Origin of the sequence: Synechococcus sp. MEDNS5, from assembly GCF_014279875.1 — a bacterium.
In the GTDB taxonomy this organism is placed as follows: Bacteria; Cyanobacteriota; Cyanobacteriia; order PCC-6307; family Cyanobiaceae; genus Synechococcus_C.
In genome coordinates this window covers 1,895,192-1,915,909 of record NZ_CP047952.1, presented here as the reverse complement: position 1 = coordinate 1,915,909, position 20,718 = coordinate 1,895,192, and the positions used below count along the sequence as shown (strand labels likewise).

The window sequence follows — 20,718 nt, the reverse complement described above, 5'->3', positions numbered from 1 at the left end:
CCGATCGAATCAAGTGCAGCATCAGTTGCGACCGATTCGGGTATGGGGGAGTACGCCAGGCTTCAGCGGCGTCTGATGCTGGCCACCCTCATCGTTTCCTTGGCTGCGGCTCTTGTCGCCCTTGTTCGATTCGATGTTCTGGTGGCCCGCAGCCTGCTGGTGGGCTCGTGTGCTGGTCTTCTGTACCTGCGCTTACTCGCCCGCAGCGTGGCCAGGCTCGGCGGAGGCTCCCGTCAGGTTGGGCGATTTCAGTTGGTGGTGCCAATGCTTCTCATCGTTGCGGCGGCCAAACTTCCCCAACTCGAACTTCTCCCCGCCTTCATCGGATTTCTTCTCTACAAGCCCGCTTTGATTCTTCAGACCGTCATCGACGCCTGAATTCGCGCACTCATCACCGTCATGGTTCCGTCGCTCCTTAATCTGCCTTTCGCCGAACTCGAGGTTGGTCAGCATCTCTATTGGCAGATCGGCAATCTGAACCTGCATGGCCAGGTTTTCCTCAGTTCTTGGGTCGTGATCGGCTTGCTGCTTCTGCTCGTTGTGAGCGGAACCCGCAAGATGGAACGCGATCCCAAGGGGGTTCAGAACCTGCTGGAATACCTTTGGGATTACCTGCGGGAGCTCGCACGGGAACAGATCGGCGAGAAGGCTTACAGAGACTGGCTTCCTTTCGTGGGAACCCTGTTTCTGTTCATCTTTGTTTGCAACTGGGGCGGTGCTTTGATTCCCTGGCGCCTGGTCGAGCTTCCCAATGGAGAGCTCGGTGCCCCAACAGCCGACATCAACACCACCGTTGCCATGGCTCTGCTGGTGTCTCTCTCTTACTTCTATGCGGGGCTGAGCCGCAAAGGGCTGCGTTACTTCGAGTACTACGTGGAGCCGACTCCGATCATGCTCCCGTTCAAGATCATCGAGGATTTCACCAAGCCTCTTTCGCTCTCGTTCCGTCTTTTCGGAAACATTCTTGCTGACGAACTGGTGGTGGCCGTTCTTGCCTTCCTTGTGCCTGTGCTGGTACCGCTTCCCGCCATGTTCCTCGGCCTGTTCACCAGTGCCATCCAGGCTCTGATTTTCGCCACCCTCGCCGCGAACTACATCGGCGAGGCTGTGCACGAAGAGGCCCACTAGGTCTCGTCGTGCCTTTCGCAGGTCCCCCGTGATCTGCTAAACACATCGCGCGCAGGTCCGGGTGGAACCGGGCCCGCCCTCCATCGTGGGGGTGTCCCGGGCGCGTCCTGCCCTTTCCGCGCTCATCCTGCGCATCTCCAACCGCTTTCCACCAATGAGTGATCTGACCTCCGCCGCTTCCGTTCTGGCCGCCGCCCTTGCGGTGGGTCTCGCCGCCATCGGCCCTGGTATCGGCCAGGGCACCGCAGCCGGTCAGGCTGTGGAAGGCATCGCCCGCCAGCCTGAAGCTGAAGGCAAGATCCGCGGAACCCTGCTGCTCTCCCTGGCCTTCATGGAAGCTCTGACCATCTACGGCCTGGTGGTGGCACTGGTTCTTCTGTTCGCCAACCCCTTCGCCGGCTGATCAGATTCGGAATAAGGGTGACTTTCCGTCACCCCACTCCTCTGATCTGCTCGATTTGACTTACCCAATCGCATCCTTCCATGACCTGGCTTCTGCTCGCTGAAGCAGGTGTTCCGGAGGGAGGTCTTTTTGACCTCGATGCCACCCTTCCGCTGATGGCGGTTCAGGTGGTTCTCCTCACCTTCCTGCTCAATTCCCTGTTCTTCCGGCCGGTCGGCAAGGTCGTGGAGGATCGCGAGGGTTACATCGCGACCAGTCGTGCTGACGCCAAGCAAAAGCTTGAGCAAATCAAACGACTGGAAGCCGATCTCCAAGATCAACTCCGTGGAGCCCGTCAGGCCGCTCAGGCCGCCATTGTCGAGGCTGAACAGGAAGTTGATCGTCTGTACCGCGAGGCTCTTGCCGAAGCGGAGGCCGAAGCCAATCGCATTCGCGAGAAATCACGGCGTGAGATCGAGACCCAACGAGAATCCGCCCAGGCTCAGCTCATGAGCCAGGTGGATCAGCTCAGTGCCCAGATCATCAACAGACTTCTGGCCGCCTGACGATGACCATGTCTTTCCCACTGTTTGCCTCGGAAGGCGGGTTCGGCCTGAACCTCAACCTTTTCGAGACCAACCTCATCAACCTCGTCATTGTGATCGGGGTTCTGTACTGGTTCCTGAAGGGCTTCCTAGGGGGCATCCTTGAGCGTCGCCGGCAGGCGATTCTGAAGGACCTTGAGGATTCCGAGGGCCGGCTGCGTCAGGCCACAAACGATTTGGCCCGTGCCCAGGAGGATCTTGCTGCTGCTCAGCAGAAAGCAGAGAAGATCCGTGTCGACGGCAAAGCCAGGGCTGAAGCCATCCGCAAGGATGGTGAGATGCGAACGATCAATGCCATGGCTGCTGTCAAGCAGGATGCACTGGCTGATCTGAATGCTGAAGGTGCTCGCCTCACCGAACAACTGCGCCGCGAGGCTGCACTGGCTGCCATCGACAAGGCGATGACAGAACTTCCCGGACGTCTTGATGCAGCGGGCCAGTCCCGATTGATCGATGCCTCCATCAGCAACCTGGAGGACGCCTGATGCCACTCCTGAACACCCTGGCGACTCCGTACGCCGAAGCTCTTCTGCAGGTCACTGACGGTCGCAGCGAATCAGATGACGTCGCCGCTCAGTGCAAGGAACTCCTTACGGTCTGGGACTCCAGCACCGCCTTGCGCGAAGCCATGACATCGCCGGTGCTTGAGCCTGCTGCCAAGAAAAAGGCCCTCGGACAACTTCTTGCAGAGCAGATCAAGCCGTCACTGATGAACCTTCTCAAGGTTCTCGCTGATCGGCAGCGCTTGACCGCTCTCGATGCTGTTTTGCGCCGCTATCTGGAGCTGTATCGCGAATCCCGCAACATCTCCCTGGCTCACGTCCGCAGCGCTCAAGCTCTGTCTGACGAGCAGACCGCAGCCCTCACGGCAAAGGTTCAGTCCATGGTCGGAACCGGTTCCGTTGAGATTGATCTCACCATCGACGCCAGCCTGATCGGTGGCTTCGTGATCAATATCGGCTCTCAGGTTATCGACGCCAGCCTGTCTGGTCAGGTTCGTCGCCTTGGGCTTTCGCTCGCGAAGGCGAGCTGAGCACCTCTCTCTTCACCCCCACGCTCCTCCTCTCACGCCCCTTTCCAGGGTTTACCCGCCATGGTTTCCATCCGTCCCGACGAGATCAGCGCCATCCTCAAGCAGCAGATCGAGGACTATGACAAGTCTGTTTCGGTCAGCAATGTGGGTTCCGTCCTGCAGGTGGGCGACGGCATTGCCCGTGTCTACGGCCTTCAGCAAGTGATGGCAGGGGAACTCGTTGAGTTCGAAGATGGTACTGAGGGCATCGCGCTCAACCTCGAAGACGACAATGTCGGCGCTGTGCTGATGGGTGAGGGCCTTGGGATCCAGGAGGGCAGCACCGTTCGGGCCACCGGCAAGATTGCATCCGTGCCCGTCGGCGATGGTCTTCTTGGTCGTGTGGTGAATCCTCTGGGTGTTCCCCTCGATGGCAAAGGTGATCTGGGTGCCTCTGAAAGCCGTCTGATCGAATCACCGGCTCCCGGCATCATTCAGCGCAAGTCGGTGCATGAACCGATGCAAACCGGCATCACTGCCATCGACGCGATGATTCCCATTGGCCGCGGTCAGCGTGAGCTGATCATTGGCGACCGTCAGACCGGCAAGACCGCTATCGCCATCGACACGATCCTCAATCAGAGGGATCAGGATGTCGTCTGCGTTTACGTGGCCATCGGTCAGAAAGCAGCGTCAGTCGCTCAGGTGACTGAGGTGCTGCGTGAGCGTGGTGCCCTCGATTACACGGTGATTGTGGCGGCCAATGCGTCTGATCCTGCGGCACTCCAATACTTGGCTCCTTACACCGGTGCATCGATTGCCGAGTACTTCATGTACAAGGGCAAAGCCACATTGGTGATCTACGACGACCTCTCCAAGCAGGCTCAGGCTTATCGCCAGATGTCCCTTCTGCTCCGTCGTCCGCCCGGTCGTGAGGCCTACCCCGGTGATGTGTTCTATTGCCACAGCCGCCTGCTGGAGCGTGCCGCCAAGCTGTCTGATGCTATGGGCAAAGGTTCGATGACGGCACTGCCCATCATTGAGACCCAGGCCGGTGACGTGTCCGCCTACATCCCAACCAACGTGATTTCAATCACCGATGGTCAGGTGTTCTTGAGTTCCGATCTGTTCAACTCCGGTCTGCGCCCCGCCATCAACGTGGGTATTTCCGTGAGTCGTGTTGGTGGTGCTGCGCAAACCAAGGCCATCAAGAAGATCGCTGGCACGCTCAAACTTGAACTCGCACAGTTTGATGAACTCGCTGCCTTCTCACAGTTCGCTTCCGATCTCGATGCGGCAACCCAGAAGCAGCTCGGCCGCGGCAAGCGCCTGCGCGAGCTGCTCAAGCAGTCTCAGTTCAGCCCGCTGATCCTTGCTGAACAGGTCGCCATCGTTTACGCCGGTGTAAAGGGTTTGATCGATGATGTGCCCGTGGATCAGGTGGTTCAGTTCTCTCGCGAGCTCCGCGAATACCTCAAGAGCAACAAGCCTGAGTTCATCGAAAAAATCCAGACTGAGAAAGTTCTCAGCCCTGAGGCGGAGACCATGCTTAAAGAGGCCGTCGCTGAAGTCACCTCCACCATGCTGGCAACGGCCAACTGAGGTCCTGAGACATGGCAAATCTCAAAGAGATCCGCGATCGGATCAAATCAGTTAAGAACACCCGCAAGATCACCGAGGCCATGCGCCTTGTGGCGGCAGCCAAGGTGCGTCGTGCCCAGGAGCAAGTTCTGCGCAGCCGTCCTTTTGCGGATCGTCTGGCCAGGCTTCTGGAAAATCTGCAGGCGCGTATGCGTTTTGAGGATGCCGACGCTCCCCTGCTAGAGGAACGTTCCCTTGAAACGGTCACCCTTATGGCGGTGACAGGCGATCGTGGCCTCTGCGGTGGCTACAACGCCAACATCATCAAGCGCACTGAGCAGCGTTTCGCTGAATTGCAAGGCCAGGGCTACAAGGTGAATCTTTTGTTGATTGGTCGAAAGGCCATCAGCTATTTCACCAATCGCAGTTACCCGATTCAGGCCACATTTACTGGGCTTGAGCAGGTGCCAACGGCTGATGAAGCTGGATCCGTGGCGAACGAGGTGTTTGCGGAGTTTCTCTCTGAAACCACCGACCGGGTTGAAATTATTTTCACCAAATTCATTAACCTGGTGAGTTGCAAGCCCGTAGTTCAGACCCTTCTTCCGCTCGATCCTCAGGGAATTGCTGATGCTGAAGATGAGATCTTCCGCCTCACCACCAAAGACGGCGATCTCAGGGTGGAAACAGGTTCGGCTCCTGCCAACACACAACCGGAGCTCTCCTCCGAGATCGTGTTTGAGCAAAGTCCAGATCAGCTTCTGAACGCACTCTTGCCTCTCTATTTGCAGAATCAGGTGTTGCGTTCACTTCAGGAGGCTGCTGCCTCGGAACTGGCGAGCCGAATGACGGCCATGAACAACGCCAGCGACAACGCCAAGGCTTTGGCCAAAACCCTGACTCTTGACTACAACAAAGCCCGTCAGGCTGCGATTACCCAGGAGATTCTGGAAGTGGCAGGAGGCGCAGCTGCTGTTGGTTGATGAGAAACTCATCAACCTGATTGTCTCAAGCCGGCCTCAGTGCCGGCTTTTTTGTTGCAATCCAAGGTCCCCTTCAGCGTGGTGCATGACCGATGCTGGAGGTCTGCTGCCCCTTCGATGTGGAGCTTCACGCCCTTTTCCCAACGGTGGTGGCCACCGATCGGATGGCGATGGACCCCCTCACGCTGGCGGGGCAGCTGCAGACACTTCTGAGCCTGCGGGGCGAGGCGGTCAGCAATCCCGATGAAGGTTGTGCATGGACCGGGGATCTCCATGGCCTCTGGCAGCTGCATCAACATCACGACTTCCGATCCCTGGCGGATGAAGTGATTGCACGGGTTTGGATCTATCTGGAACGTACAGGATTTGATCTTGACCAGATCGCCTTGCACCTCCAACGGAGTTGGCCTGTGCTCAGCATGGCCGGGCAAGTGGTGGGTCGGCATCACCATCCCAACGCCCATGTCAGTGCCGTTGTGTATTTGAGTGGTGATGGTCAGGGTCAGGAGGGAGCTCTCTGTCTTCATGCAAGGCATCAACTGAATGAGCTGGTGCCAGGGCTTGCCGTGGGCCATGGGGGGCCGATTCGAGAGCATCACCCCCACAATCAGAGGCTCTGGACACTGAACCCTGAACCTGGTCTTCTGGTGATCTTTCCTTCCCGGTTGGATCACAGTGTTGGCGACAACAACGATGAGGAGTCACTGCGGGTGTCGATCAGTTTCGACTTCGTGCTCACGGCCCTGGCTTCGTCTTCGCCTGCGGAGTACCTGGCGCCCCATCCCCATCAGTGGCATCGCTGTGAGCGCCCGTTGTCCTGAGAGGATGCGGTCTTCCAGGACAATCTCGAACGGATGAGCGACTCCACGGCAGCGACCTTCGCCATCAGCGTTGAGCTGGATGGGCAGACCCATCAGTTCCAGTGCAGCGCCGATCAGACCGTGCTTTCAGCCGCTGAAGCAGCGGGAGTGGCGGTGCCCAGCTCCTGTTGTGCCGGCGTGTGCACGACCTGTGCCGCCCGCATCCTCGATGGAACCGTGCATCAACCGGATGCCATGGGAGTGAAGGAGGAGCTCCGCCAAGACGGCTTTGCACTCCTGTGTGTGAGTTATCCACGCTCAGATCTCAAGGTTCTCGCGGGTCAGGAGGATGCTCTCTACGAAGCGCAGTTTGGTCAGTATCAGAAGTGAGGATTGAGTCGCTTCAGCTGCAGCTGGCGCTTCCAGCCCACCGAGCGGCCTCGGATTGGCGTCGCAGGATCCTGGACCATCTGCGCGTGCATGGCGAGCCGCTGCGCTGGGCGATCACGTCGGTGATGGACTTGCCAGAGGGTGGTTCTGAGGTGGTGATCGAAGCGGTGATGCTTCAGCACGGGGGGTGACGTGATGGCTGCTGTCTTCCCCACACTGATGATTGTGCCTACAGGGATTGGCTGCGAGATCGGAGGCTTCGCCGGCGATGCCCTTCCGGCTGCGCGGGTCCTCGCGGCAGCCTCGGGCTGCCTGGTGACCCACCCCAATGTGATGAATGGGGCCGCCCTTTACTGGAGCGACGAACGCATCTTTTATGTGGAGGGATGGGGGCTTGATCGATTTGCAGCCGGGGAGCTGGCGCTTCGGGGAGGACGGCGACAGCGTGTTGGCTTGCTGCTCGATGCTGCGATCGAACAGTCTCTTCGGGACCGCCACCTGCAGGTAGCGGATGCCTGTCGCGCCACGCTCGGCCTGGAGATTGGCCCGGTGGTCACCACGGATGTCGCTCTCGGAGTCACGCTACGGCAGGGGGAGAGTGGGGTGAGCTGGGGCTCGCTCGAGCGCCCTGATGCGTTGCTTCGCGCTGGGGAGAAGCTGCGTGACGGGGGTGCCTCAGCGATCGCCGTGGTGGCTCGATTCCCGGATGATTCCGGCAGCGAAGCGTTGCAGGCCTATCGCCACGGAAGCGGTGTGGATGGGTTGGCTGGTGCAGAGGCGGTGATCAGCCATCTGCTCGTGCGGCATCTTCAGATCCCCTGTGCCCATGCACCGGCTCTGGCTCCCTTGCCCCTGGATCCCCAGCTGGACCCGCGGGCGGCAGCTGAAGAGCTGGCGCATACCTTCCTTCCCTGCGTTCTCGTGGGGCTCAGTCGCGCACCCGATCTGATTCAGTCGGCATCGGCGCAGCCTGGAGATCTGCTGGCCACCGGACTCGGGGCCCTTGTGGTGCCTGAGGGTGCCTTAGGGGGTGAGGCCGTTCTGGCCTGTTTGGAGCAGAACGTCCCAGTGATTGCTGTCACCAACCCTTCGGTGCTGCAGGTGTCGTCCTATTCCATGGGACTTGAGGGTCGGGTGGTTGCGGCTGCGACCTACGCCGAAGCCGCCGGGTTGGTGCTGGCGATGCGGGAGGGGGTGGCGTTGCCATCGCTGCAGAGACCCCTTCCTGGTTTGGATGTGTTGACTCTCGCTCAAGACTGAGCGCATGGCCAGGGGATTTGCTGGTGCCACGTTGGCGTCATGTTGCGGTCCTTGTCATCGGGGACTGGCGAAGGCCCGAATGGCTTGCAGCGCATTCCGTCGCATCTGGACGGCGCAGTGTCTTCAGGAAATCTCGTTGTTTCAGAGACGGGATGGGCAGCTCAGCGCAGGCATGCCATGGGATGGCGTGGCGGAACGTTTAAGGCCTTCGCGACACCTGGATGGCAGACCGATCCTTTCACGGTGTTCAAGCCAGACAGCAATTCGGGCCGCTCCGTGACGGCTTCTTCCAGTCCTCGTCCAGCGATGCCAAGGATGTATGGCAGCGTGACACTCACCAGGGCTTCCGTGGACGTGAACGGTACGGCTCCAGGCATGTTCCCGACGGCGTAGTGCTGCACTCCATGGATGCTGATCGTGGGATTGGTGTGGGTGGTCTCTCGACTCGTGGCGATGCATCCGCCCTGGTCGATCGCCACATCCACGATGGCTGAACCGGGTTTCATCTGTTTCACCATGTCCTCGTCGACCAGTGTCGGGGCCCGCCCTCCTGGGGTGAGCACGGCACCAATGAGCAAGTCGGCGGTAGGCACGAGTCGCTCCAGCAGTCCCCTGCTGCTCACCACACTCATCAATCGCCCTCGCCGGTCGGCCTCCAGGCTGCGCAAACGCTCCGGTGATCGATCCAGGAGCATCACCTCGGCATCCATGGCTGCTGCAAGCCGTGCCGCATTCCAGCCGACGGTGCCAGCCCCAAGCACCACCACCCGTGCCGGTTGAACACCGGTGCAGCCACCGATCAGCACACCACGGCCGCCGTTAGGGCGTTCCAGCAATCGCGCACCGACCTGAGCAGCGAGACGGCCTGCAATTTCACTCATCGGCGCGAGCAGCGGCAGGCTGCCGTTTTCCAGTTGCACCGTCTCGTAGGCCACACCCGTTGTGCCTGCATCCAGCAGCGCCTGGCCCACTTGGGGATAGGCCGCGAGGTGCAGATACGTGAAGAGCACCATGTCATCGCGCAAAAGACCGAATTCCTCTTGCTGCGGCTCTTTCACTTTCACCACCAGGTGAGCGGCCCAGGCGTCGTCCCGGTCGACCATGCGTGCACCAGCTGCTGCAAACGCGTCATCGCCGATGCCAGCACCGGCTCCCGCACCATGCTGGATGCGCACCTCCAGCCCTTGGGTCACCAACTCCCTGACGCCATCCGGTGTCAGGGCGACCCGCTGCTCATCAGCTTTGATCTCAGTGGGCACCCCGATACTGGCCATCGGGGCCGTCAGAACGGAATGAGCCATGGGAGGCAGAGATGTGTTCTCAATCTGGCTCAGATGGCTGCAATCGGCAGCCGCCAGCCGCTGCCGAAGGCTTGATTGCTCACTTTCAGAAGCGGAGGGGCCTGTCGCCGCTTGAATTCAGCCCGACGGAACAAACGTTCAATCCGATTCACGTCATCGGGATCATGCCCGGCGCTGATCAGTTGCACACCACTCATTCGGTGTTCGATCAGATCCACCAGCAATGGGTCCAGCCGCCCGTAGTCAGGCAGTGAATCACTGTCTTTCTGGTCTGGTCGCAGTTCGGCGCTCGGTGGTTTTTCAAGAATGGCCTGGCCGATCAACGGCCCCTCAATGGCCAGCCCCAGTTCGGATCGACAGGCACCAGCATCTGGGCTGTCTAGCCAGTGGCAGAGGGCGAACACTGTTGATTTGTAGAGATCGCCGATCACCGCCAAACCGCCGTTCATGTCGCCGTAGAGGGTGCAGTAGCCCACGGCCAGTTCGGATTTGTTGCCCGTGGAGAGCAGAAGCTGCCCCTGCTGATTGGCCATGGCCATCAGCAGGGTTCCGCGGATGCGTGATTGCAGATTTTCGGCTGTGATCCCGGATGGCTCGGCGTCGAGGGCTGGTGTGAGCGTGGCTTCAAAGCCGTCCATCAGGGTCTGAATCGGCACGATCCTTGAAGAGATGCCCAGGCGTGACGCCAGGGCTAGGGCATCTTCGAGCGATCCGGAGGAGCTCCAGGGAGAGGGCATCAGCAGGGTCTGAATCTGTTCAGGGCCCAGGGCAGCGGCGGCGATCACCGCCACCAAGGCCGAATCAATGCCGCCACTAAGTCCAAGAAGTGCTTGTTTGAATCCGCATTTGGCTGCATAGTCCTTGACTCCGGCCACCAGTGCGCGGAACAGCGGCTCGAGGCTGGCGTCTTGGTCTTGCCTGCGTTGATGGGGATGGGGATTCTGATCGCTTGGACTGACTGGTAATTGCGCAGTCCACACCGCTGTGCTGACGCAGAAGTCGGGCAGCTGCAGCAGCGGGGTGCTGTTACCGGGAGCCATCACGAAGCTGGCGCCATCGAAGATCAATTCATCGTTCCCGCCCACCTGGTTCACGTACACCACAGGACATTGCAGGCGTCTAGCTGCACGGGCCGCAAGCTCACGGCGGAGGGTCGCCTTGCCGCGGCTGAAAGGGGATGCCGAGCAGTTGATCAAGGCGTCAATGCGTTCGGGCATCAAGGCTGCGATGGGATCCGGGCCTACCAGGCGTCGCTCCTGGAGCTCCTGGTCCACCCAGAGGTCTTCGCAGATGGTGAGGCCCAGGCGCCAGTCGTGGTGGTTCACGCGCAGGCTGATGGTGGACGGACTTCCGCTGGGGCGGAAATAACGGGTTTCGTCAAAGACGTCGTAGCTGGGCAACAGCTGCTTGCGGGCGACGACCCGCCATCCCCCCGCCTGCACCAGCGCCATCGCGTTGTAGAGCCTGGGGTGTTGCTGATCAGGGGCAACCTCGGCCACACCAACGAGGAGGGCCACATCCAGTTGTTCGGCGTGCAAGCGTTGCTGCAGTTTGTCTAAGGCCTGTTGTTGCTGCGCAAGGTGAGTGGAGCTGAAGAGCAGATCCCTCGGTGGGTAGCCCCAGAGAGACAGCTCCGGCGTGACCAGGAGATCCGCACCCACCTTGCCGTCCACCATGGTGGCGTCCAAGGCCGCGTGAATGCGATCGGCATTTCCCAGAAGGTCCCCCACAAAGGGATTGATCTGGGCCAGGGCGATACGCATCAGCACTCAGGCGGAGGAGGAGTGGTAGCCGTAAAGATTGTGCTCCAGAAGCAGAGGCCAGAGTGTGTCGGGGATCTGGTCATCTCCAGTGGCCTGGCGGACTGCTGAGCTGGCGGTGGCTGGGATATCAAGGGACAGAATCCTTGGACGGGCACCGAGGCGTTCGAGGCCCTGCAAGTCGCCATCCTCGATGGGCCAACCTTTGCGCGGAACAATGCCCAATTCACAGAGACCAAGCCACTGATCGCAGTGCTTCCATCGAGGGATCTGGGTGGCCAGATCGCTCCCCACCACGAAGCAGAGAGGGGATTCAGGCCAGCGCTGTCGCGCTCGCTCCAGAGTGGTGATGGCATAGGGACTGCTGAGATCCTGAGCCAGTTGCAGGCGAGGGTTACCGATCGTCTGAACGACACGATCGAGCAGGTAGCTGCGCTGCTTGAGCCCGGCACCATGGCGTTTGGACGGGTTGTCACTAGCCCACGTCACCACTCTCTGGAACTCCCCGAGAAGACCCTCAAGCAGGGCCTGATGTCCAATGGTGGGGGGATCCGCGCTGGTTCCCAGAAGTGCAATCGTGTCTCTGCTCATGGCAGCAGGGATTTCAGTGCCGGACGCGTCGGCGCATCAGGCCAGCGATGCATCAATCCGATCAGACCGCGGTCTGTGCGGCACAGACGGCGCATCAGGCTGATGGGAATCGGCTGGTTGCGGCGACCGCGACCGCGTTCCTCCAGCAGCCAGCGGGCTGTCAGTCGACCGGTGCGGCGGGTGGTATGAACCGCCAGAGCCGCCTGGGCCACCGCCACCGGGGCCGCCGGGGCCAAGCTGAGCCCAGCACTGAAGGGTGCCGCTAGAAGCAGCAGCTGGCGTATCACTCCCAGACTCATCTGCAGCCCCAGCTGTGCTCCCCCGATCAGGGCATTCTGGCCACCAAGCTGACGGAGCAGTCGGCGGGCTGCCGGGCCTCCCAGGGGAAGGTCATACAGCGCACAGAGCTGGCTCACCAAGGCGGCATCACAGGCCATGCCTCCCGCAAGATCGAGCAGCATTAAAGGGTTGGCGGCCAGCGCCGCCGCCTTGAGGGCGGCGTAGCGACCGATCAGCCCCTGCGCTTCCCGACGGCGCCGCAGCAGGCGGCCGGTTTCGAGCTGCTGCTGAATGCTCGTTGCCTGCCGCAGGCTGTTCAAGAGCAGCAGGCCTTCGCCATGCTCAGCCAGCAGTGATGTCAGGTGGGTCTGCAGACGCGCCACATCGGCCGGCTGCTGCTGGCTGCGGATGCGTCCGTCGCTGAGCTGCACAGCCTGCCGTGGCGCCGCCGCCGCGACAACTGGCCCCGGGAGCCCTCGCGGCAGGCGGCGTTTGATGCTGGCGAGCAAAGGAGCCAGCTCTTCGCCTGGCCAGCAATCGCTGCGATTCAAAACGGTGACCACCGGTTTTCCCTTCTTCTGGAGGGTGGCGAGTGCATCGAGCTCAACCTGGGTGATGTCCCCATCCAGCACTAGCAACACCAGGTCGGCGTTCAAGGCCACGCGGCCCGCCAGGCGAGCCCGAGCTGGGCCATCGACCTCGTCGATCCCGGGTGTGTCCACCAGGTCGACGGCTTGCAGACCTGGGACTGGCGTCGGCCAGGGAGTGCTCTGCTGTTGTCTCGTGCAGCCATGGGCCACATCCGTGGCCATCAGCGACTGGCCTACAAGCGCATTGACCAAGCTCGACTTGCCGACGCCGACTCTGCCGAACACGGCGATCCGAATCCTGCTCTTCTCCAGGCGATGCAGCTGGTGATCCAGCGTTTTGAGGGCACCGCTCAGCAGACCCTGCTCAAGGGCGGTCAGGTTGAGCTGGTCTTTCCACAGCCGCAACACCTGTGCCTTGGATGCCATCGCAGTGGAGATGGTCATGGGGTAGCGCTGCCTCCCTTGCGCCACCACCCAGCCAGGACGGCCAGGACGGCATCGGGGCCGATCACACCGACGAAGCCACCGAATTCATCCACCACGACGCGCACGCCGGCATTGTCACGACGAAACGCGGTTAACAGTCGATCAGCGCGGATCATCTCCGGAACGAATTCGGCTGGTTCGCTCAGATCCAAAGGTGTGAGCTGACCGCGGTTCTGAACCAGCGCACTCAAGAGGCTGTCCCGGTTGGCCACCCCCAGAACCTTGTCCACCGCGTCGCCGAGCACGACCCACCACTGGGCTTCATTCTCGACCAGCGCGTCCCGCAGTTCATCCAGGCAGGTAGCGCCATCAAGGGTGGGCGCTGCCACACGCGGGATCATCAGGTCGCGGGCGGTGAGATCGTTGAGCTGAAACACCTTGGCGATCATGGCGGCCTCGTCCGCTTCGATCTGACCTTTCTGAGAACCGAGTCTGGCGAGAAGCCGGATCTCTTCCTCATCGGTGCTGATCTCGCTCTCCTCCGTGATGGCCGGCAACAGTCGCTCAAGCAGCAGAACCAGGGGACGCATCATGACGCCGAGCCAGTGCAGCACAGGGGCACTGGCCAGAGCCACAGGCAGAGCCAGGCGACTGCCGATCGCTTTGGGCAGGATCTCGCCCAGCAGAATCACCAGAACGGTGAGGCTGATGGAAAACAGCGGCAGCGCCACGCTGCTGCTGTCCATGCGTTTGAACAGCCAGGCGGCATAACCACCAAGCATCAGGCTGCCAAAGATGTTGAAGCCGTTGTTGGCAATCACCAGCACGGACAGGGTGCGTCCCAGGCGCTGTCGCAACTGAGCAAGCCTGCGAGCACCAGCGACCGGACGCGGACGTGCTGCGAGCTCATGGACGCGGATGGGATTGACCGTGAGCAGCGCTGCCTCCACACCCGAGCAGAGGGCTGATCCAGCCAGCACCACCACCACCAGGATCAGCAGGATCAGCAGGTCGGAGGTCATGGGGGTGTGCTTTCCCTGCCATCCTGACGGTTACTCGGCGACCTGTCTCTTTCGTGGCTGATTGCACCCCCATCGTTGATTTTGCTTGTCATGCGGATCGTCGTCAGCGGTTCATGCAGGATTTGGGACGTGCTGCTGCGGTGATCCCTGCAGCAACCCTGGTGACCCATCATGCCGATACGGAATGGCCGTTCCGTCAGGACAGTGATTTCTGGTACCTCACCGGTTTTGACGAGCCCGACGCGGTCGCCCTGTTCCTTCCCCATCGACCGGAGGGAGAACGTTTTGTGCTGTTCGTGAACCCGCGCGAACCGGCCGCCGAGGTCTGGACCGGACGACGCTGGGGGTGTGAGGGGGCTGTGGAGTGTTTCGGTGCCGATATCGCCCACCCCCGCTCCGAGCTTGAGCAGCGACTGCCGGACTATCTGCAAGGCGCTGAGGGAATCGCCTTCCGCGTCGGTCGCCATCCCGCAGTCGAGCCCCTCGTGGTGGCCGCCTGGGCGGGGCAGCTCGATCGAGCGTCGCGAACCGGCAGCGCAGCCCTGGCCTTGGTGGCTCCCTGTTCAGTGCTGCATCGCATGCGTCTGCGTAAGGAGCCGGAAGAGCTGGAGCGACTGCGTGAGGCCGGACGGATTTCCGCAGCCGCCCATGAGCTGGCCCGCTCCGTTGTGAAACCTGGGATGCGGGAACGTCAGGTTCAGGCCTTGATCGAGGAGCATTTCCTCGATCAAGGGGCCCGTGGTGTGGCCTATGGCTCAATCGTGGCGGGTGGTGATAACGCCTGCGTTCTCCACTACATCGAGAACAATGCCGTGCTTCAGGATGGCGATCTGCTGCTGATCGATGCCGGCTGTTCGCTGCCTGACTACTACAACGGAGACATCACGCGAACGTTCCCGGTTAACGGTCGCTTCAGCGGTGAGCAGCGAGAGCTCTACAGCCTTGTGCTTGCTGCGCAGCAGTCCGCGATTGACAGCGTCCGGCCAGGGCAGACTGCTGAGGGTGTTCATGACACGGCAGTGCGCGTTCTGGTGGAGGGGCTCGTGAGCCTTGGTCTCCTGCAGGGGGATGTGGATGGCCTGATTGAAAAGGGTGCTTATCGCCATCTCTACATGCACCGCACCGGCCATTGGCTTGGCCTGGATGTTCACGATGTGGGTGCTTACCGGCTTGGTGAGCATCACGTGGAGTTAGAACCTGGCATGGTGCTCACCGTGGAGCCTGGGCTCTATGTGAGCGATCGTCTGCCGGTTCCGGAAGGGCAACCCAGCATCGACGAGCGCTGGAAGGGCATCGGCATTCGCATCGAGGATGATGTGGCCGTGAGGGATCTCGATGAGGTGCCCGAAGGCCATGAGGTGCTCAGCGCTGACGCCCTCAAGTCGGTTCAGGCCATGGAGCGCTGAACTCAGACCAGATCCAGCATCAGCCAGAACAGGAACACCACCAGAAGCATCAACCCTTCGCTCCCGAGCACCTTGGGATGGGGGCGAAGCAGAAACAGGGTGAGGGCCAGCAGCACCATGGAGGCGGGCTCGAGGCCCAGGATCACCTCAGAGCCAATGATCTGACCGATGAGCAGCACCGCAGGAACGGTGAGGCTGATCGTGGCCAGTACCGACCCGAAGAGGGTGTTGAGGGCGCGCTGCAGCTGGCCGCGGCGCGTGGCCTGAATGGCGTTCAGCGCTTCAGGGATCAAGATCAACATGGCCACGAGGATTCCAGCCAGAGCGCCAGGGAGTTGCAGTTCGTTCACGCCCCGTTCGATCAGCTGACCCATGGACTCAGCGATCAGCACCACCACCCCGAGACTGGCGACCAGCAGGCCGCCTGCTCGCCATGGTCGGGGCTTCTGGATGAAGCCCTCAGGGTTGTGTTCGCTGTTGAGGGCCGCTCGCTCCTGAGCATCCATGAAGAAACAGCGGTAAGGCCCCATCTGGTTGATCAGAAAGATCACGTAAACGCCCACGGCGACTACGGACAGCACCACCTCGATCGGCAGGCTGAATTCACCCTCTGGAGAGTCAGTGCTGAAGTTGGGGATGATGAGAACGAGCACGCTCATCGTGCTGATGAGGTTGTAAAACACCATCGATCCGGCCATGTTCGGGCCCGAGAGGTCTTCCTCACTCATTGCTTCGTCAGACTCGAGCCTCTGCCTCGATTGCCTGGAGGTGAGCGCCATGCATAACCCGGTGATGCCGGTGAGGGCGATCATCAGCACCGAGAACATCGAGTCACGGGCGAGCGTGGGGTTCTGCTCGCCCGTGATCATGGTGCTGCCGATCAGGGCCAGCTCGATCACAATCACAGATCCCGTGAGCACCAGGGTCCCGTAGGGCTCTCCGAGTGCCTCGGCCAGCAGTTCCGCCTGATTGGCCACTTGCTGGGAGAGAAGCACCACTACGGCTCCCAAGATCAGCAATCCAGCAATGATCAATCCTGCGTCGCTGGCCAGCAGCCACTCCAGAAGTCCGCTGAAACTGAGCAGGGCCAAAACCCCGCCTCCCAGGCCGAGGGTCGACAGTTCGTTGCGGATCTCCATGATCGAGGAGGACAACGCCGGTCGGCTGCTCATGGACGCCTGGGGGTGCTCACAGGGCACACGTTGGCAGTCCCTTCATGGCTGTGCAGAGGATTGCAGCCATTCAGTCACGGCCATGGTGCTGATCAAGATGTGGTCAGCACCGGCATCCTTCAACCGCTGTTCATAGGCACGGCGCTCAGCTGGGTGAGGGTGAAGGTGAGGAGGGGCGACTGCCAGGCTGATCCAGGTTCGTCCCGGTTGCTCCGCCCTGGCACGGATGACGGTTTGAACGTCTGCCACGGTGTCGCCGAGATAGGCAACGGTGGTTGCTTCGCTGCTGGTGAGAAGGGCCTCACTCAGCTGCAGCAGTCCGGTGGGGTCCGGTTTGTCGGGAGCATCTCCCATGGCGATCAGAGGCGGCGCTTTGAGTCTCAGGCGCTGCTCAAGCACGTAGCGGGCGGAGGGGGGTTCGGCTCCGCTGACGAACCCCCAGGTCCATCCGAGGGTGTGAATGGTCTCAAAAAGGGAGGCATTCACAAGCAGCGGCTCATCGCCGATGTAACCGCTCCAGCTTTCGGGTGAAGCCCCAGGATCGCCACCGAAATAAAAGTCGCTGAAGCGATCGATCAGGGCCTGGCGTTCCGGCAAGGGTGAACCATGCCGTTTCAGCAGTTCGAGGCTGGCATCCCAATCGTTGTTCCATCGCCCCTCTCCCTTGAGAGCATCGATCTGCGCAGGGCTTGGTCGCCAGCCGCTGTAGTGCTCAACCGTTGCTTGCAGGGCACGGCGGTAGCTTCCGGCTACATCCCGAATGACGCCGTCAATATCGAACAGCAGGAGTTGGCGAGGATCGCTGGAGAGGCTCAGGTGAGGCGGGGTGAAGGCGGCTGTTAGGTTAGTTGTTTGTCCTTAATCCTTGAGCGCTGACACCATGACGGTTTCCGAAGGCGCTGCCGTCGACCAGGAGGTCGCCACTGAGGCAGCAGCAGTTGATCAGGCACCGCAAACAACTGACGCCGATCAGCAGCAGGAGCCGAAGGAAGGCCGCCCTGTGATGCGCGGCGGCAGCGCTGCACTGGCCTCTGCCACCATCGATGCCGACGGTGTTCCTTCTGGTTACACACCGAAAGCGGATGAAGGACGCTTTCTTCTCAAGATTCTTTGGCTGCCCGACAACGTGGCTCTGGCCGTGGATCAGATCGTGGGTGGCGGTCCCAGCCCTCTGACTGCTTATTTCTTCTGGCCTCGTGAGGATGCTTGGGAAACGCTCAAAGGTGAGTTGGAAGGGAAGTCCTGGATTACCGACAACGAACGTGTCGAAGTGCTCAATAAAGCCACAGAAGTGATCAATTATTGGCAGGAAGAGGGCAAGGGCAAAAGCCTGGAAGATGCCAAAGCCAAGTTCCCTGACGTCACCTTCTGCGGTACCGCCTGAAGCCAGCGCTCATTCGTGTTCTCAGTACGACCTGCAACTGCAGGTCGTTTTTTTTGCCCAGCGGTTCAGACAAAAAAAGCCGGGATCTTTTTGACCCCGGCTTTGTTAAGAATTCAAATGGTTGAAACCGTTAATCCTGGTTTTTTGCTGCCTGTACGCGAGCGCGAGCACGGTCAAGGGATTGCTGGGCTTTGACTTTGTCGACTGAAGCAGGCTGCCCCTCCATTTTGGAGACTTCGTTTCTTGCAGCTTTCAAGTCCGATTCGGCACTTGAGGCATCAATGGAACTGCCGAGCTCAGCAGAATTCACCAGAACGGTGACGTCATCGGCATCCACTTCCGCGAAGCCACCCATGAGGGCGATGGACTTCCAACCGCCTTCGGCGCGTACTCGCAAAACACCAACATCCAGTGCTGCGAGCAAGGACACATGGCCGGGGAGGATTCCAAGCTGACCAGTGGTACTTGGAAGAATCACCTCGTCAGCTGAACCGTCGAACACACTCTGGTCGGGTGCCAGCACGCGGAGGGTGAGGGACATGGAAAGGGAAGACTTGGGGTCGGAGCGTTGGAGCTGAATCGTGGTTGGGGGGACCGACCGTGGATGGTGGTCCCCGGAAGCGTCACTTGGCTTCTGCCGCGATCTTCTCGGCCTTGGCCTTGACCTGGTCGATATTGCCGACGAGGTAGAAGGCCTGTTCAGGGAGGTGGTCGAGCTCACCAGCGAGGATCTGGTTGAAACCGGAAATGGTTTCCTCCAGCTTCACGTAGACACCAGGCATGCCGGTGAAGATCTCAGCCACGAAGAATGGCTGGGAGAGGAATTTCTCAATCTTGCGCGCACGATCCACGATGCGGCGGTCATCTTCGGAGAGCTCGTCGAGACCCAGGATGGCAATGATGTCCTGAAGCTCCTTGTAACGCTGCAGTGTGGACTGCACGGAACGAGCCGTCTTGTAGTGCTCTTCACCCACGACTGCGGGCTGAAGCATGGTGCTGGTGGAATCGAGAGGATCCACAGCGGGGTAGATGCCTTTGGAGGCCAGGCCGCGACTCAACACGGTGGTGGCATCTAGGTGAGCAAAGGTGGTGGCAGGCGCCGGGTCGGTCAGGTCGTCAGCGGGAACATAGACCGCTTGAATCGAGGTAATGGAGCCCTCGAGCGTGGACGTGATGCGCTCTTGAAGTTCACCCACGTCGGTGCCAAGGGTGGGCTGGTAACCCACAGCTGACGGCATGCGGCCCAACAGTGCGGACACTTCAGATCCGGCTTGAACGAAGCGGAAGATGTTGTCTACAAACAGCAGCACGTCCTGCTTGTTCACATCGCGGAAGTGCTCAGCCATCGTCAGTGCAGAGAGGCCGACGCGCATCCGTGCACCGGGGGGCTCGTTCATCTGGCCGTAGCAGAGAGCCACTTTCGACTTGGACAGGTCTTCAGCATTGATCACACCGGAATCCTTGAATTCCTCGTAAAGATCGTTGCCCTCGCGGGTGCGCTCACCCACACCGCCAAACACGGACACACCGCCGTGCTCTTTGGCGATGTTGTTGATGAGTTCCTGAATCAGAACGGTCTTACCCACGCCGGCACCGCCGAACAGGCCGACCTTGCCCCCCTGGCGATAAGGAGCAAGGAGGTCGATCACCTTGATGCCGGTTTCGAAAACCTTCGGCTTGGTTTCCAGCTCAGTGAGCTTGGGGGCTGAACGGTGGATCGGTGCCGTTGCAGAGGCGTTCACAGGGCCCTGTTCGTCAACAGGTTCGCCCAGAACATTGAAGATGCGGCCGAGGGTGGCTTCACCCACAGGCACACTGATCGGAGCGCCTGTATCGAGCGCTTCCATACCGCGAACCAGGCCGTCAGTGCCGCTCATCGCGACGGCACGAACGCGATGGTCACCCAGCAGCTGCTGAACTTCTGCGGTGAGGGCGACAGGCTGACCAGCCGTGTTGGTTCCCTCGATCCGAAGTGCGTTGAGAATCTTGGGCAGCTTGCCGGCGGGGAATTCCACGTCCAGAACCGGGCCAATAACTTGGCGAACAACGCCCTTGGTACCGGCGGAGGCGGGAGCAGCAGCGGCCATAGGAAAGGAGGTGTGTGAGGGACGCGACAAGCGCACCCTTCTCGAGCGGCGCAACGATACCACCGCCGTGAGCGCCACCAAAGGGTTCGGTCACCCGCACGCTCAATTCATGGTCTGAGGGTGGTGAGCACGCATAGGTTGGCAATCAGTGACCTTGAGTGCCAGCTCGGGTCGCTTTCGCGCTTCGGCGCCCTGTCCCTGCTCCCGCAAGTCCCCCATGGCAGCTGTTTCTCTCAGCGTCTCCACCGTCAAGCCCCTCGGCGATCGCGTCTTCGTCAAGGTCTCCGAATCCGAGGAAAAGACCGCTGGCGGCATCCTTCTCCCCGACACCGCCAAGGAAAAGCCCCAGGTGGGTGAGGTGGTTCAGGTCGGCCCCGGCAAGCCCAACGAAGACGGCTCCCGTCAGGCTCCAGAAGTCGGAGTCGGCGACAAGGTTCTCTACAGCAAGTACGCCGGAACCGACATCAAACTCGGCAGTGACGAGTACGTGCTTCTGTCCGAGAAGGACATCCTCGCTGTCGTCAACTGAGACAGCACCGCTTCGGCTGAACATCACTCC

Annotated in this window: 24 protein-coding genes; 15 read left to right on the top strand and 9 right to left on the bottom strand. The window is 60.7% G+C overall.

Translation table 11 applies throughout. The annotated features are described in order from the left end of the window. Positions 1–42: 42 nt before the first annotated feature. The 12 genes from SynMEDNS5_RS10395 to SynMEDNS5_RS10340 all read left to right on the top strand — a co-directional run bounded on the left by SynMEDNS5_RS10395 (position 43) and on the right by SynMEDNS5_RS10340 (position 8,141). Positions 43–378, top strand: coding sequence for a hypothetical protein (locus SynMEDNS5_RS10395; RefSeq protein ID WP_186583315.1), 336 nt, complete (start codon positions 43–45; stop codon positions 376–378). Between the two features lie 21 nt (positions 379–399). Further along, a complete protein-coding gene (gene atpB / locus SynMEDNS5_RS10390; protein WP_011933914.1) occupies positions 400–1,128 on the top strand; it encodes a F0F1 ATP synthase subunit A in 729 nt (242 codons plus the stop codon). A 154-nt stretch (positions 1,129–1,282) separates the two neighbouring features. Beyond that, entirely contained in the window at positions 1,283–1,531 is a 249-nt protein-coding gene (gene atpE, locus SynMEDNS5_RS10385; protein ID WP_006911576.1) for an ATP synthase F0 subunit C, read from the top strand. A gap of 80 nt (positions 1,532–1,611) precedes the next feature. Continuing rightward, positions 1,612–2,076 carry a F0F1 ATP synthase subunit B' gene (locus tag SynMEDNS5_RS10380; protein ID WP_186583314.1) on the top strand — a complete coding sequence of 155 codons (465 nt, stop codon included), beginning with the start codon at positions 1,612–1,614 and terminating at the stop codon, positions 2,074–2,076. Between the two features lie 2 nt (positions 2,077–2,078). Continuing rightward, positions 2,079–2,600: a F0F1 ATP synthase subunit B gene (locus SynMEDNS5_RS10375; RefSeq protein WP_370593527.1), complete on the top strand. Its 522-nt coding sequence runs from the start codon at positions 2,079–2,081 to the stop codon at positions 2,598–2,600. Further along, entirely contained in the window at positions 2,600–3,148 is a 549-nt protein-coding gene (atpH, locus tag SynMEDNS5_RS10370) for an ATP synthase F1 subunit delta (RefSeq protein ID WP_186583312.1), read from the top strand. Before SynMEDNS5_RS10375 ends, atpH begins: the two co-directional genes overlap by 1 nt. 60 nt (positions 3,149–3,208) lie before the next feature. Further along, positions 3,209–4,729 (top strand): F0F1 ATP synthase subunit alpha, encoded by a 1,521-nt coding sequence (atpA, locus tag SynMEDNS5_RS10365; protein WP_186583311.1) that lies wholly within the window; start codon positions 3,209–3,211, stop codon positions 4,727–4,729. Between the two features lie 11 nt (positions 4,730–4,740). Further along, entirely contained in the window at positions 4,741–5,691 is a 951-nt protein-coding gene (locus SynMEDNS5_RS10360) for a F0F1 ATP synthase subunit gamma (protein WP_186583310.1), read from the top strand. A 92-nt stretch (positions 5,692–5,783) separates the two neighbouring features. Then, positions 5,784–6,512 (top strand): 2OG-Fe(II) oxygenase family protein, encoded by a 729-nt coding sequence (locus SynMEDNS5_RS10355; RefSeq protein ID WP_186583309.1) that lies wholly within the window; start codon positions 5,784–5,786, stop codon positions 6,510–6,512. Positions 6,513–6,545: 33 nt separating this feature from the next. After that, positions 6,546–6,881 (top strand): 2Fe-2S iron-sulfur cluster-binding protein, encoded by a 336-nt coding sequence (locus SynMEDNS5_RS10350; protein ID WP_255440133.1) that lies wholly within the window; start codon positions 6,546–6,548, stop codon positions 6,879–6,881. Then, positions 6,878–7,072 (top strand): hypothetical protein, encoded by a 195-nt coding sequence (locus tag SynMEDNS5_RS10345; protein WP_186583308.1) that lies wholly within the window; start codon positions 6,878–6,880, stop codon positions 7,070–7,072. Before SynMEDNS5_RS10350 ends, SynMEDNS5_RS10345 begins: the two co-directional genes overlap by 4 nt. Positions 7,073–7,076: 4 nt before the next feature. Continuing rightward, complete coding sequence (locus SynMEDNS5_RS10340; RefSeq protein WP_186583307.1) at positions 7,077–8,141, top strand: DUF3326 domain-containing protein; 1,065 nt, start codon at positions 7,077–7,079, stop codon at positions 8,139–8,141. 161 nt (positions 8,142–8,302) lie between these two features. On the opposite strand, the gene ald is transcribed toward SynMEDNS5_RS10340, so the two are convergent. The 5 genes from ald to SynMEDNS5_RS10315 are packed head-to-tail and all read right to left on the bottom strand — an operon-like array spanning position 8,303 to position 14,110. Continuing rightward, positions 8,303–9,442 carry an alanine dehydrogenase gene (gene ald / locus SynMEDNS5_RS10335; RefSeq protein WP_186583306.1) on the bottom strand — a complete coding sequence of 380 codons (1,140 nt, stop codon included), beginning with the start codon at positions 9,440–9,442 and terminating at the stop codon, positions 8,303–8,305. Positions 9,443–9,471: 29 nt separating this feature from the next. Further along, positions 9,472–11,205, bottom strand: a complete 1,734-nt coding sequence (locus SynMEDNS5_RS10330; RefSeq protein WP_186583305.1) for an NAD+ synthase — start codon at positions 11,203–11,205, stop codon at positions 9,472–9,474. A 6-nt stretch (positions 11,206–11,211) separates the two neighbouring features. Further along, positions 11,212–11,793 carry a nicotinate-nucleotide adenylyltransferase gene (locus SynMEDNS5_RS10325; RefSeq protein WP_186583304.1) on the bottom strand — a complete coding sequence of 194 codons (582 nt, stop codon included), beginning with the start codon at positions 11,791–11,793 and terminating at the stop codon, positions 11,212–11,214. Continuing rightward, entirely contained in the window at positions 11,790–13,106 is a 1,317-nt protein-coding gene (locus SynMEDNS5_RS10320) for a GTP-binding protein (protein ID WP_186583303.1), read from the bottom strand. The genes SynMEDNS5_RS10325 and SynMEDNS5_RS10320 overlap by 4 nt, the downstream gene beginning before the upstream one ends. After that, entirely contained in the window at positions 13,103–14,110 is a 1,008-nt protein-coding gene (locus tag SynMEDNS5_RS10315; protein ID WP_186583302.1) for a CNNM domain-containing protein, read from the bottom strand. Before SynMEDNS5_RS10315 ends, SynMEDNS5_RS10320 begins: the two co-directional genes overlap by 4 nt. A gap of 71 nt (positions 14,111–14,181) precedes the next feature. Between SynMEDNS5_RS10315 and SynMEDNS5_RS10310 the strand changes: the two genes are divergently transcribed. After that, complete coding sequence (locus SynMEDNS5_RS10310) at positions 14,182–15,516, top strand: aminopeptidase P N-terminal domain-containing protein (protein WP_370593595.1); 1,335 nt, start codon at positions 14,182–14,184, stop codon at positions 15,514–15,516. Positions 15,517–15,518: 2 nt separating this feature from the next. Here SynMEDNS5_RS10310 and SynMEDNS5_RS10305 read toward each other — a convergent pair whose 3' ends face one another. Further along, a complete protein-coding gene (locus tag SynMEDNS5_RS10305) occupies positions 15,519–16,688 on the bottom strand; it encodes a calcium:proton antiporter (RefSeq protein WP_255440132.1) in 1,170 nt (389 codons plus the stop codon). A 42-nt stretch (positions 16,689–16,730) separates the two neighbouring features. After that, positions 16,731–17,504 carry a TIGR01548 family HAD-type hydrolase gene (locus tag SynMEDNS5_RS10300; RefSeq protein WP_186585959.1) on the bottom strand — a complete coding sequence of 258 codons (774 nt, stop codon included), beginning with the start codon at positions 17,502–17,504 and terminating at the stop codon, positions 16,731–16,733. Between the two features lie 64 nt (positions 17,505–17,568). Between SynMEDNS5_RS10300 and SynMEDNS5_RS10295 the strand changes: the two genes are divergently transcribed. Continuing rightward, the gene (locus tag SynMEDNS5_RS10295; protein ID WP_186583300.1) at positions 17,569–18,072 is read left to right on the top strand and encodes a 30S ribosomal protein PSRP-3; all 504 of its coding nucleotides are present in this window, start codon (positions 17,569–17,571) and stop codon (positions 18,070–18,072) included. Between the two features lie 130 nt (positions 18,073–18,202). Here SynMEDNS5_RS10295 and atpC read toward each other — a convergent pair whose 3' ends face one another. Together atpC and atpD are read right to left on the bottom strand one after the other, a co-directional pair. Next, positions 18,203–18,613 carry an ATP synthase F1 subunit epsilon gene (gene atpC, locus SynMEDNS5_RS10290; protein WP_186583299.1) on the bottom strand — a complete coding sequence of 137 codons (411 nt, stop codon included), beginning with the start codon at positions 18,611–18,613 and terminating at the stop codon, positions 18,203–18,205. An 82-nt stretch (positions 18,614–18,695) separates the two neighbouring features. Further along, complete coding sequence (atpD, locus tag SynMEDNS5_RS10285; protein WP_186583298.1) at positions 18,696–20,159, bottom strand: F0F1 ATP synthase subunit beta; 1,464 nt, start codon at positions 20,157–20,159, stop codon at positions 18,696–18,698. 217 nt (positions 20,160–20,376) lie between these two features. Between atpD and groES the strand changes: the two genes are divergently transcribed. Then, positions 20,377–20,688, top strand: coding sequence for a co-chaperone GroES (gene groES, locus SynMEDNS5_RS10280; protein WP_186583297.1), 312 nt, complete (start codon positions 20,377–20,379; stop codon positions 20,686–20,688). Positions 20,689–20,718 lie beyond the last annotated feature (30 nt).